General features: G+C 46.5%; 12 protein-coding genes. All 12 read left to right on the top strand.

Going from position 1 to position 12,822, the window contains the following annotated elements:
- Positions 1 to 244: 244 nt before the first annotated feature.
- The 12 genes from flgB to CWB99_RS16465 all read left to right on the top strand — a co-directional run bounded on the left by flgB (position 245) and on the right by CWB99_RS16465 (position 12,321).
- Positions 245 to 655, top strand: a complete 411-nt coding sequence (gene flgB, locus CWB99_RS16520) for a flagellar basal body rod protein FlgB (RefSeq protein WP_125720705.1) — start codon at positions 245 to 247, stop codon at positions 653 to 655.
- A gap of 2 nt (positions 656 to 657) precedes the next feature.
- Positions 658 to 1,089 carry a flagellar basal body rod protein FlgC gene (gene flgC / locus CWB99_RS16515; RefSeq protein WP_054015564.1) on the top strand — a complete coding sequence of 144 codons (432 nt, stop codon included), beginning with the start codon at positions 658 to 660 and terminating at the stop codon, positions 1,087 to 1,089.
- Positions 1,090 to 1,104: 15 nt separating this feature from the next.
- Positions 1,105 to 1,782 (top strand): flagellar hook assembly protein FlgD, encoded by a 678-nt coding sequence (locus CWB99_RS16510; protein WP_138549972.1) that lies wholly within the window; start codon positions 1,105 to 1,107, stop codon positions 1,780 to 1,782.
- Positions 1,783 to 1,818: 36 nt separating this feature from the next.
- Positions 1,819 to 3,162 (top strand): flagellar hook protein FlgE, encoded by a 1,344-nt coding sequence (gene flgE, locus CWB99_RS16505; RefSeq protein ID WP_054015566.1) that lies wholly within the window; start codon positions 1,819 to 1,821, stop codon positions 3,160 to 3,162.
- Positions 3,163 to 3,276: 114 nt separating this feature from the next.
- Positions 3,277 to 4,041, top strand: a complete 765-nt coding sequence (locus CWB99_RS16500) for a flagellar basal body rod protein FlgF (protein ID WP_138546202.1) — start codon at positions 3,277 to 3,279, stop codon at positions 4,039 to 4,041.
- Positions 4,042 to 4,059: 18 nt separating this feature from the next.
- Positions 4,060 to 4,848, top strand: a complete 789-nt coding sequence (gene flgG, locus CWB99_RS16495; protein ID WP_138546203.1) for a flagellar basal-body rod protein FlgG — start codon at positions 4,060 to 4,062, stop codon at positions 4,846 to 4,848.
- A 15-nt stretch (positions 4,849 to 4,863) separates the two neighbouring features.
- Positions 4,864 to 5,553, top strand: coding sequence for a flagellar basal body L-ring protein FlgH (gene flgH / locus CWB99_RS16490; RefSeq protein WP_138546204.1), 690 nt, complete (start codon positions 4,864 to 4,866; stop codon positions 5,551 to 5,553).
- A gap of 11 nt (positions 5,554 to 5,564) precedes the next feature.
- Positions 5,565 to 6,659: a flagellar basal body P-ring protein FlgI gene (locus tag CWB99_RS16485; RefSeq protein WP_138549973.1), complete on the top strand. Its 1,095-nt coding sequence runs from the start codon at positions 5,565 to 5,567 to the stop codon at positions 6,657 to 6,659.
- A 103-nt stretch (positions 6,660 to 6,762) separates the two neighbouring features.
- Complete coding sequence (gene flgJ / locus CWB99_RS16480; protein WP_138549974.1) at positions 6,763 to 7,728, top strand: flagellar assembly peptidoglycan hydrolase FlgJ; 966 nt, start codon at positions 6,763 to 6,765, stop codon at positions 7,726 to 7,728.
- Position 7,729: 1 nt separating this feature from the next.
- On the top strand, positions 7,730 to 9,742 hold the full coding sequence (flgK, locus tag CWB99_RS16475) for a flagellar hook-associated protein FlgK (protein WP_138549975.1): 2,013 nt from the start codon (positions 7,730 to 7,732) through the stop codon (positions 9,740 to 9,742).
- A 2-nt stretch (positions 9,743 to 9,744) separates the two neighbouring features.
- Positions 9,745 to 10,980: a flagellar hook-associated protein FlgL gene (gene flgL, locus CWB99_RS16470; RefSeq protein WP_138549976.1), complete on the top strand. Its 1,236-nt coding sequence runs from the start codon at positions 9,745 to 9,747 to the stop codon at positions 10,978 to 10,980.
- A gap of 378 nt (positions 10,981 to 11,358) precedes the next feature.
- Positions 11,359 to 12,321 carry a flagellin gene (locus CWB99_RS16465; protein WP_138549977.1) on the top strand — a complete coding sequence of 321 codons (963 nt, stop codon included), beginning with the start codon at positions 11,359 to 11,361 and terminating at the stop codon, positions 12,319 to 12,321.
- Positions 12,322 to 12,822: the final 501 nt, after the last annotated feature.

Raw genomic sequence — 12,822 nt, 5'->3', positions numbered from 1 at the left:
CAGCAATCTGATAGCGAGATTTACCTTCAAAGAAATGAGCCAACGCGAGCATGCGTACTTTCTTTCTGGGATCTTTAGTCTGTTTTGTATTAGGTGATCTCAGCAGTCGATAGCTTAGCTTTTAGACGTCGAATCCTCCGTAACCTGATTGTAGCCTTGTCGGCAAAGCGGCAATTTTCCGCCACCAAAATATTGGCCTTATTCTTGCTTTTATCCCACTAAGTCAAATTTTTGGAGTCGGGTTATGGCAATTAGTTTTGATAAAGCATTGGGGGTTCATCCCCACACTATGCTGATCCGGTCTCAGCGTGCCGAAATTTTGGCAAGCAATATAGCCAACGCGGATACTCCTGGATACAAAGCGAAGGATATCGACTTTGGTCAGGCTTTTAAAGCGGCAAAATCGGCACAGCTAAGCGGCAATAAGATGGTAAGAACCAATGAGAAACACCTCAGTGGTGGAACTCAACTAAATAATGGTATTGAACAATATCGTACGCCAAATCAAGCAGATACAGGTGATGGTAACTCTGTGGATATACAAGTGGAACGAAACTTGTATGTACAAAATGCATTAGAGTACCAAGCTAGTTTGAGTTTTTTATCTGGTAAATTTAAAGGGCTAAAGAAAGCCCTTAGTGGTCAAGGTGGGTAATCATGAGTTTATATAATGTTTTTGATATAGCGGGCTCAGGCATGAGCGCTCAGAATGTCCGTTTGAATACGACCGCCAGTAATATCTCCAATGCAAATAGCATTAGCTCAAGTCAGGATAAGGTTTACAGAGCCAGGCACCCAGTGTTTGCTGCTGAGTTGAATAAAGCAGCAGCCGCTCATCCTAATACGATGGGGTCCTCGGTTGGTGTGAAAGTATTGGGTATTGTTGAAAGTGACAAACCACTTCAGGTCGAATACAACCCAAATCATCCGAGTGCTGACAAAGACGGGTACATCTATAAACCGAATGTGAATGTGGTTGAAGAGATGACAAATATGATCTCTGCATCGCGTTCGTACCAAACGAATGTTCAGGTCGCGGATGCCGCTAAGCAGATGCTTAGTAAAACTTTGCAACTTGGTCAGCGCTAAGTGGGAGTATAGCCAATGAGTAACGACGTCAATTCAGCAACCTCGACCTATGTCGATTCATTGCGTTGGCCAGATAGACAGGTGCCAGCAGAAAAGAATGATGAGTTGAAGCAAGAGGATTTCTTTGCGTTATTGACTCAGCAACTGTCTTATCAGGATCCGAGCAAACCTGCGGACAATGACCAGATGATTGCGCAGATGACGAACTTTACAATGGCCGAGGGAATTTCGGACCTGAACTCAAAGTTCGAATCATTGGCTGATTCCATGACTTCTAACTCCGCGTTGCAGGCGTCTACCTTGATTGGCAAGAAGGCGTTGCTGGAGTCGGACACAATTGAGCACGGGCCAGATATGCAAGCACGAGGATCGATCATTGTGACAGAGCCGGTGGAAAAGCTGACGGTCAGCGTTCTCAATGACAAAAATGAGCTAGTCAGAACCATTGATATGAAAGATCAGCAACCTGGTGCAGTGCGGTTCGAATGGGATGGTAAAAACAAAGAGGGCGAGATGCTTCCGCCTGGTGATTACACAATCAAGGCTGAAGGCTCCGTAAATGGTAAGTTTACAGCCTTACCTACGGCGACTTTCAGAAACATAGAAAGCGTCAATGTCAATGGTGCTAGCGGCATCGTTATTAATACTAAAGCAGGTGCCGTGCGACTGACTGACGTCGCAGAATTGGCCTAATTAAAAGATTTAACCTTAATCGCAAGAGGTGAGAGTATGAGTTTCAATATTGCATTAACAGGTTTAGCTGCGGCTCAGAAAGATCTGGATACGACAGCTAACAACATTGCCAACGTTAATACGACGGGCTTTAAGGAATCACGTGCTGAGTTCGCATCCGTCTATGCATCTTCGGTATTCAGTGCTGGTAAGACAAAAAATGGTGATGGTGTGCAAACCACTATGGTTGCACAGCAGTTTCACCAGGGATCTCTGAACTTTACTCAGAACTCGCTGGATCTGGCGATTACGGGTGAGGGCTACTTCGCAATGAGTGAAGAGCTGGGTTCTCAAGACTTTACTTACAGTCGTGCAGGTGCATTTAAGCTTAACAAAGATAACTTTATTGTTGATGCTCAGGGCAACTTCCTGCAAGGTTTCCCTGTTGACCCAAGCACAGGCGATACAACATCGGTCAGCTTGAGTACATCTGCTGCATTACAGATCCCAGATGCATCGGGTTCTCCTCGTGCAACAACAAACGTTTACACCTCATTTAATCTGGATTCAAGAGTGACATCGCCTACATTGGCGTTTGATCCAACAGTAAGTGCTTCATACAACAGCTCAACGTCTACCACGATTTATGACAGCTTAGGTGAGCCGCATACACTCCAGATGTACTTTGTTAAAGAAGATCCAGCGACAAACCCAAACCAGTGGCAGGTTTATGCAACACTGGGTGGGCAGTTAGTCGGCCCTGCGGGTGACGGCAGTGTAGCTGGACCAATTACCGAGTTTGAATTTGATTCTAATGGTAACCCTGCCTCAACCGGTGATCCAGGCGTGCCAGTCTCTGGCCCAACTTTTGACCCGTTTAACATTCCTGCGGGTGCAGGCGCTGGTTTGTCAACATTATTGACCAATGGTGCAACTTTTCCGAGCAATATCCAGATGAACTGGCGTGATGAGGCAAATACTAAGCCACCGACACAGTTCGCAAGCCGCTTTGAAGTAAAAGCACTTGAGCAAGATGGCGCTACAACAGGTCGACTTGCAGGTATTGATATTGGTTCCGATGGTAAAATAGTGGCATCTTACAGTAATGGTGACTCTACTTATCTGGGCCAGGTTGCAATGGTTCGCTTCTCAAACTCGCAAGGCTTGCAGCAGGTAGGTAACACTGGATGGAAAAAGAGTTTAACATCAGGTGAACCTATCGCGGGTGAACCTGGTTCAGGTACGTTGGGGACAATCAACTCGTCAGCGCTAGAGCAGTCTAATGTAAACCTGACGAACGAGTTGGTTGACCTTATCAGTGCACAGCGAAACTTCCAGGCAAACTCTCGGGCTCTGGAAGTGAACTCAACACTTCAGCAGAACATTCTGCAGATCCGATAATCACTTTCATCACCTCTCAAGGCCGCTCAATGCGGCCTTTTCATTTTCTTGACGATCATCTTGGCATCTATATTGCTTTATTCAGTATAGATTGAACAATTTTAGGTCGTTCCCATGGATAAAATGCTGTATGTCGCTATGTCGGGTGCCAAACAAAATCTTGTTGGTGTCGGGCTTAAAGCGAACAACCTGGCCAACGCCAATACCACCGGATTTAAGGCTGACTTTGCACAGGCCCGCTCTATGCAGGCTTTTGGTGAAGGGCTGCCTACCCGCGTATTTGCTATGCAGGAGCGTCCGGGGACCATGATGACGGGCGGGGCTATCACTGAAACGGGACGTGATCTTGATATTGCGGTTGATGAAAAGTCCTGGATTAGTGTAGTGGATGCCGCGGGTGAAGAAGCTTATACCAAAGTTGGCACGTTGAACATCACCGCTGATGGTGCATTGGTCACCAGCCATGGTCGTCAAATTATTGGCGAAGGTGGTCCCATCATTTTACCTTTACCGGTAGAAAAGGTGGTGTTCAGTGACGATGGTTCCATTCAGGTCAGGCCCCAGGGAGCGCCGGCCAACTTTTTGGAAGTGGTCGACCGATTGAAGATTATTAGCGCAGACAATAGCAAACTTGAAAAAGGTAATGACGGTTTGTTCAGACCAAAAGAAGAGCTACTGGAAGATGGGGTGTGTGGATTTTGTGAAATTTCCCCTACCGCCAAAGTTATGAGTGGCTATCTGGAAATGTCTAATGTAAACCCAGTTCACGAGATGGTGGACATGGTAAACCTTCAGCGCCAGTTTGAAATGCAGATGAAACTGATGAAAACAGCGGAAGAAATTGATGAGCGACACACTTCGCTCCTGCGTATCGTTTAAGAGAGTGAGGTAAAGATTATGAACCCAGCATTATGGATCAGTAAAACCGGCTTAGATGCCCAGCAGACTGATATATCAGTTATTTCAAATAACCTGGCGAATGCTAGCACGGTTGGCTACAAAAAGAGTCGCGCGATATTTGAAGACTTACTCTATCAGAATATTAACCAACCTGGTGGGCGCTCCTCTCAGGATACGGAACTGCCATCAGGTTTGATGCTAGGTGCCGGTGCTAAGGTGGTTGCCAACCAGAAGAACTTTTCGCAAGGTAATATGCTGAGCACAGAGAACTCACTGGACTGGATGGTACAGGGACCGGGATTCTTTGAAATTCAGATGCCAGACGGCACAATCGCATACACGCGTAATGGCCAGTTCACCACCGATGAAGAAGGTCGTATCGTGACTTCTGGTGCAGGCTTCCCGCTACAGCCGGAAATGAATGTGCCGGATAATGCCAATTCCATCACCATCTCTCAGGATGGGGAAGTGTCTGTCAGTATTCAGGGGGAAGCGGCTAATACAGTTATTGGCCAGCTAGTGATTAGCGATTTCATTAATCCGTCTGGCCTTGAGCCGATTGGCCAAAACCTTTACACCGAAACGGCGGTTAGTGGTGCGCCGGTACAAGGCAACCCAGGCGTTGAAGGTCTTGGCTCAATTGTGCAGGGAGCACTGGAAACATCGAACGTTAATGTAACTGAAGAACTGGTCAACCTGATAGAAACACAGCGAGTTTACGAAATGAACTCTAAAGTGATCAAGTCGGTCGATGAGATGCTTAGTTACATTAATCAACAGCTTTAATTGATTGGGGGTAGTATGGACAAGTTACGTACACTTGGCCTGATAGCGGCAGGCTGTATAGCACTGAGTGGTTGTACAACAACGCAGAATAAAGATGTTAAGCGGGACGATCCTTACTACGCCCCCATGTATCCAGAAGCTGAAGCGGCGCCAGTCGTACCAACAGGTTCACTGTTCAATGCTTATGCCAACGATCTGTACTCGGATAAAAAGGCACTTCGCACCGGAGATATCATCACGGTGGTGTTGCGAGAATCAACTCAGGCGTCAAAAGCCGCGAACTCCAAGTTGGATAAAGACAGCGAAGTCGATATCGACCCTATATTGGGGTTAGGAGGCGCAGCAGTCAACTGGGGAAGCAAAAGTATCCAGTTAGATGCTGGCTCAAACTCATCCTTTCAGGGTGACGCGCAGGCTAACCAGTCAAATAGTCTGATTGGTAATATTTCTGTCAATGTGATGCGAGTTTTACCCAATGGTAACTTAGTGATCCGAGGCGAAAAGTGGCTGACTCTAAATACAGGTGAGGAATTCATACGCCTTGAAGGCCTGGTCAGGCCGCAAGATGTGAATGCTGATAATACGGTAGAGTCGAATCGCATCGCCAACGCGCGTATTCAATATTCAGGTAAAGGTGATACCCAGGAAGTACAAAGTGCTGGCTGGCTTACTAAGTTCTTCATGAGCGCCATCATGCCATTTTGAGGTAAAAGACGATGAGATTATTCAACATGCTTGTTCTGGCCGTGTCGCTTGTTGCAAGCCAGTTTGTACATGCAGAGCGGATCAAAGATGTGACTATGGTTGAGGGCGTACGTTCAAACCAGTTAGTTGGCTATGGTCTGGTCGTGGGTTTGCCGGGAACAGGCGAACAAACACGCTTTACCGAACAAAGCTTTAAAGGCATGCTGAATAGCTTTGGTATAACCATGCCTGCCAATCTCAAACCAAAAATTAAAAATGTCGCGGCGGTTGCCGTCCATGCTGAGTTACCGGCGTTTGTAAAGCCTGGTCAAACAATTGACGTTACCGTGTCTTCCATAGGTAGTGCAGGGAGTTTACGCGGTGGAACGCTGTTACAGACTTTTCTTAAAGGGGTTGATGGTAATGTCTATGCCATTGCTCAGGGCAGTATGATTGTAGGCGGACTTGGCGCAGAAGGGTTAGACGGGAGCCGCGTGGTCATCAATACGCCGACAGTAGGACGAATTCCAAATGGTGGCACCGTTGAGCGTGCAGTCAGAAGTCCGTTTACCCAGGGCGACCACATCACTTTTAACCTTAACCGTCCAGATTTCACCACAGCGAAACGCCTGGCGGATACCATTAATGACCTGGTTGGTCCGCAAAGTGCGCAGGCTATGGATGCGGCATCTGTACGTGTTATAGCACCGCGCGATCCATCACAGCGTGTTGCTTATTTATCGACCCTGGAGAATTTAGAGTTCACCCCGGCAGATACCTCAGCCAAGATTATCGTTAACTCGCGTACCGGTACTATCGTCATCGGTAAAGAAGTGAAACTACAGCCAGCGGCAATCACTCATGGCGGCTTGACCGTGACCATTGCAGAGCAGGTGAACGTATCTCAGCCACAGCCTTTGTCTGAGGGAGAAACGGTTGTTACGCGTCAAAGCATTGTCGATGTTGACCAAGATGATTCTCGTGCCTTCGTGTTTGACCCCGGTTCAAGCCTGGATGATTTGGTGCGAGCTATCAACGCAGTCGGCGCTGCGCCTGGCGATTTGATGGCGATACTGGAAGCGCTAAAAGAAGCTGGCGCAATACATGGTCAATTAGTCGTCATTTGATGCTTCTTTTATAATCAAACAGTTAGCCCCGTTTTACGGGGCTTTTTTATTGGCTCAATAATTGCATTGTAATTGACTATGTATATTGATGTGATTTTGAGCAATGAATACTGATCCGACTCGCAACCAAAGTTTCTATGACTTAACTGATTTAAACTCGTTAAGACAGGACGCGCTGAAAAGTACCGGTGATGCCGATGCCTCTGAGGAAGCGTTGCGTAAAGCGGCTCAGCAATTCGAATCTATTTTCACGCAAATGATGTTGTCCAGCATGCGTAAGGCGAATGAAGTGCTGGAAGACAAAGATAGCCCATTCAACTCCAGCAGCGTCAAATTCTATCGTGATATGCATGATCAACAGATGTCTATGCAGCTTTCGAGCGAGGGCAGTCTGGGTCTTGCTGATCTCATTGTGCAGCAATTGTCACCGAATCGCGAAGGGTACATGCCTGGTTCGGTGCTCCGCATCGGCGCTGAGTTACAGAGTGACCGGATTGCGAATGGTGAGACTAATAAGCCAGCTCAGGATAAGCCAATTGAGGTCCAGGAAAAGGCGGGCGGTGAAGTGCGCTTTGATGATCCTGAGTCCTTTGTTAGCCAGCTGTGGGACTATGCCAAATCTGCGGCAGAGAAGATTGGGCTTAATCCAGCGGTTATGGTTGCGCAAGCGGCACTGGAGACGGGGTGGGGTAAGCACATTATCGCGCGCCAGGATGGAGAAAGCAGCTTCAACCTTTTTAACATCAAAGCAGATAAGCGGTGGCAGGGTGACAGTGCCAGTAAAATGACACTGGAGTTTGAACAAGGTTTGCCAGTGAAAAAACAAGCTAACTTCAGAGCCTATGATTCGCTCAAAGATAGCATCAATGATTATGTCGATTTCCTGCAGTCAAATCCCAGGTATCAGGACGCCTTGAATAAGACAGACAATCCGGAGCAATATCTGGATGCACTGCAACAGGCCGGATACGCAACAGATCCAAATTATGCAGAGAAAATTAAACGTGTGTTGGGCAGAGGAGAGTTTCAGTCCATGTTGTCAGCGTCAGTGCATCAGGGAGTAAATTAAGATGTCCTTTAATCTTATGAATATTGGTACGTCGGGAGTCAGGGCCAGCTCTGAATTACTCCAGACCACCAGTAAAAATATCGCAAACCTGAATACCAAAGGCTATGTTCGTGAACGGACTGAGCATACTACTATGATTAACAATCAGGTAGGCCGTGGTGAAACAGTGCGTTTGCTCAATGAGTTTGCCCAGAAACAGCTCAATCGAGATGTATCGAGTCAGGCCTATTACGATCAGTTTGTGACGGAAGCCACCCGGGTTGATACCTTATTTGGTGAAGAATCAAATAACCTGAATCAGAGCATTAACTCCCTGTTCAATAACATGCAGGAGGCGATGAATTTGCCTTCCTCAACGGTTGCGCGCTCTCTGTTTTTGACAGATGCCCAGAACTTGATCGATCAGATGGATCGGTTGTCCGGTATTGTGTTCGATCAAAGCAATATCGTGAACGAGCAATTGTCTATCTACTCTGATGAAGCCAATAATCTCATTCAGAAGATCAGCGATATGAATGGTCAGGTCGCTGCACTGAATGGTAATAACAGTGATGGCAGTGGCAGTTCATTACTTAACCAGCGCGATCAGGCCATCAGAGATTTAGCTGAGCTGGTGGACATAGAGACCTTAGATGGAGCCAATGGTGAGAAATTGGTTTTTCTGGGTTCAGGACAGTCTCTGGTGATGGAGAATGGCAGCTTTAGTCTTTTTTCGATGGATGGCGATCCCGATCCCAATCATAAAACACTGACTCTTGACGTCAAAGATGGTTCAGCCGTCGCACTTGAAGTAGATCACACTACGCTGAGGGGCAAAATCGGCGGGCTGATGGCTTTTCGCGATGACATTCTGGTGCCCGCTCAGACTCAACTGGGCCAAATTGGACTATCACTGGCGGATGCTTTTAATCAGCAAAACCAATTGGGGATGGACTTAGACGGTAATATAGGTGGGAATATATTTGAGCTACCGACTGTCGGTGGGTATCCCTATGCCAGCAACACCAGTACGGCACAGTTAACGGCAACTGTTGAACCAGGTAAAGGTCGCGAGGTACCCTCTTCCGACTTCAGAGTAACGTACACGGCTGCAAATACGGTTGAGATAGCGGCGGTTGATAGTAAAGGCAATGTGCTTGGAACACCTGTCACCGCCACTGTCAATGCCGGGGTAATTGATTCTAACTCGGTAGCGCCGGGCGTTGACATGTTTGGTCTGCAGATGAACCTGACAGGCACCGCTAATGTTGGGGATAGTTTTTTAGTTAAACTCAACTCCGGCACTGCTGGTAATCTGCAGCTGGCAACAGACCGTCCTGAAAGCCTTGCACTGGCCTCTCCCATTCGTACAGAGACTGCGGCAAATAATGTCAGTAATGCCACTATTTCAGTGGGTTCTGTAACTAACACGGACCCCGCGACCAGTAACTTTACAGCGGCACCACCGAGTCTCACCAATGGCACCATTACGTTAACTAAGACGGCAAATGCCAACGAATATCAGATTGTGGATGGCAATGGTACTAATACCTTTACCATTACACCGCCAGCTGAAAACATCCTTGCACAGGCAGGCGGTGCGTATGCCAGCTATGGTTTCGATTTCAATATAGAGGGCACACCTGCGACAGGTGATACCTACACCATTGAATTTAATACGGGCGGTTTCGATGATAACCGCAATGGTCTGGAGTTGAGCAAATTGCAAAGCGCGGAGCTGGTTAGACAAAATGTAGTCACTACTGCAACTGCAGACAATCTGAAGACGTTCAATGAAGCCTATGCCGGCCTGGTGACAGAAATTGGGGTTGTGGCCAATCAGGCTAAAACCAATGGTGCGGCTTATGAAGCGCTGGCCGCTCAGTCAGAAGCCTGGTACGAGTCTATGGCAGGCGTAAACTTGGATGAAGAGGCGGCCAATTTGTTACGTTTCCAACAATCTTACTCAGCAGCTGCGCAAGTATTGAGCGCGGCAAGAACTGTGTTTGACACCTTATTAAGTGCGGCGAGGTAATTATGCGTTTATCTCAAAATATGATGTATCAGAACAATCTGAACTCCATACTCGATAGTCAGCAAGATGTGAATAAAGCGATGCAGCAGGTCAATACCCAAAAGCGCGTATTGACAGCCTCCGATGATCCATCTGCGATGGCGCGAGCTTTATTATATACAGATAGGATCCAGACCAACGAGCAGTACACAAAAAACCTGACCATGCTTAAAGGTCGGTTGGATACTCAAGAGGGTGTACTGGACAATATCAAAGATTCGTTAACGCGGGCTTTGACTCTCACGGTTCAGGCTGGTAATGGCTCCTTGGTAGATGTAGACCGGGCTTCGCTTTCAGAAGAGTTGAGTGCAATCCAAACGGCAGTGCATGACCTGATGAATGCAAAAACAGAAGATGGTCGATATATTTTCTCTGGCTATCAGGATAATACTGAAGCCTATTCGTATAACAGTACGCAACAGCGTTATCAATACAATGGAGATCAAGGTCAGCATAAGATCAAGGTTGCTGAAGGGGTTGAAATTAAGTCCAGTGATAATGGCTTCGATGTATTCGAAAGTGTGCAGACCCGGTTAAATGTTGCATCTAATACAGCAACTGTCTCAGGCAGTGTGGTGAGTTCCGATGTATATGTGACCAAACAAGGTCCTTTTGATGAGTTTCACAAAGCGAATTACAATCCTGATCCGACGGCACCTGCCGGCTCGAATACCTTTAGTCTGGTACTTACTGCAGGTACGCCTAATACCTATACTTTGCAGCAAGGTGCAACAGTATTGGCAACTGGCAGTTATGAAGAAAACCACATTGAGGTGGCGGGAATGGAGTTTAGCTTCACGGGGAGTGCGCCTGCACAAATCGACTTTGACCTCGAAGCGCCAGAAAAAGATAACGTGCTAAATATGCTGGATGATCTGGTCGCAGCACTGAATGACACTACACTCAGTGAAAAAGACTACCGCCAGGTACTGGCCGATTCCATGATAGGAATAGATAATGCCAAAAATCGGGTTTCGCAGACACAGTCAGGTTTAGGTGGCAGGCTTAATACAGCAACACGTATTACCGATGCCAACGCAGACTTAGATATTAATAACAAGATTGCAAAAGCCGAGCTGGTTGAACTGGATATGGCAGAAGCCATCACCGATTTGACTAAGCATGAAACTGCTTTGCAGGCCTCTCAGGCTACCTTTGGCCGGCTTTCCAACCTTTCTTTACTTGACTATATCAGGTAGTCCTACATTTTAGTGGCTTTCGAGATACACCTCGAAAGTCAACTTTTCTTTCCTTTTTTATCAGTTTACATTCTAACCCTATAACTTCTATGCCTTTTACTTTTGGGTTTGAGATTTATCCTTAGAACCACAGGCGGCAATTTATTTCCCACTTTAAACGACTTTAATAAGTTAATTTCATTTTAAATCAACGCCTTAATAATTTTTTATAAATTTCTCTAAAGTATTTTATCTGCCGCCCGATAACTTAAGTAACCAAGCCGGAGAGTGAAAACAAACCTTGAAGGCTTAGAGAGTAAGTTTTAGAAGTTTGAGAGTGGGCACTTACAGAGTAAGCACTCGAAGAGTAAGCACTCAGATTACAGTGGGAGAATCACCATGGCACTTTATGTAAATACTAACGTAAGTTCATTGAATGCTCAAAGACAATTAAACAATTCAGGCAATGCGCTTGATGTTTCCTTCAAGCGTTTATCATCGGGCTTCCGTATCAACAGCGCTGCTGACGATGCAGCAGGTCTACAAATTTCAGACCGTTTGACTTCACAAATCAACGGCTTAAATCAGGGTAACCGTAACGCCAACGACGGTATCTCGCTAGCTCAGACAGCTGAAGGCGCGATGGACGAAGTTACCTCAATGTTCCAGCGTATTCGTACTCTGGCACAGCAAGCATCAAACGGCTCAAACACAGATGAAGACCGTTTGGCAATTCAGGAAGAAATCCGCTCACTATCATCAGAGGTGAACCGGGTAGCAGCAGATACAACCTTTGGTGGCCAAAACCTGCTTGATGGTTCTTACTCTGCAAACTTCCAGGTTGGTGCTGATGCAGTACAAACCATCGGCTTCAGTATGCAAAATGTTGCCGGTACAGCTAACGACATGCAAGCAAACGGCGGTTTTACACTGTCAGGTATTGCGGGTATCGCCAGTGGCGTAACAGGTGTTGCACTGAGTACGACGACAGAAACCATCAGTACAAACATCGGTACTGAAGCGGATGCGAAGGTGTTCTCTAACGTGTTCACTGAAACTGGTATCTCAGTATCATCTCAGGCAAACGCGCAGGCAGTATTGGCTGGTATGGACAACCTGATTGCAGTAGTTGACAAGAAGCGTGCAGAGCTAGGTGCGGTTCAAAACCGGTTCCAATCTACGATTCGTAACCAATCGAATGTATCTGAGAACCTGTCAGCTGCGAAATCACGTATCAAAGATACGGACTTCGCTCAGGAAACTGCAAGCTTGACCAAAATGCAGATCCTACAACAGGCGAGCCAGACAATCCTGAGTCAGGCTAACCAGCGTCCACAGGCTGCGCTAAGTCTACTGGGATAAGATAGGTAGGAAAACAGGTGCCCAGACTTGATGGGGTATTAGCCAGGGCACCTAATTGGATGATAAAGCGGAGGAGCTTAAATCCAATTTAGTTCATCAAAACAATGAACACGTTAATATTAGCACTTTCCGTGCCAATATTATGAAAAAATATTGACACCCACTCTCAAACTTCAAAAAAGAGGCTGTCTGGCCTCTTTTTCTTTATACTTTTTACTTAGATACACGGTTTGGCTTGGCAATGTAACACTTTTAGAACACCTGAACGGCCCTTCCTTACTGATATCACGTTGATGTCAACTTTATTAACAGTATAGCTCAGAGCACAATGTAACGAGTTCTAGATGCTGTTTACGCATTGTCAAAATTTCTTGGCACGCCCTTTGCTTTATTCACTCCAGAAGAAATTAAGTTTGTACAAGCGGCATTGGATTGCCCCTTCACTGAGCCCCGGCCAGTGATAACAATTGCCTCCTTGTACACCAATGAACAGCTCAATGC

This window comes from Pseudoalteromonas rubra (assembly GCF_005887095.1).
GTDB classification, from domain to species: Bacteria; Pseudomonadota; Gammaproteobacteria; order Enterobacterales; family Alteromonadaceae; genus Pseudoalteromonas; species Pseudoalteromonas rubra_E.
Note: the sequence above shows the minus strand (reverse complement) of the source record. Positions and strands in the feature narration are given on the sequence as shown.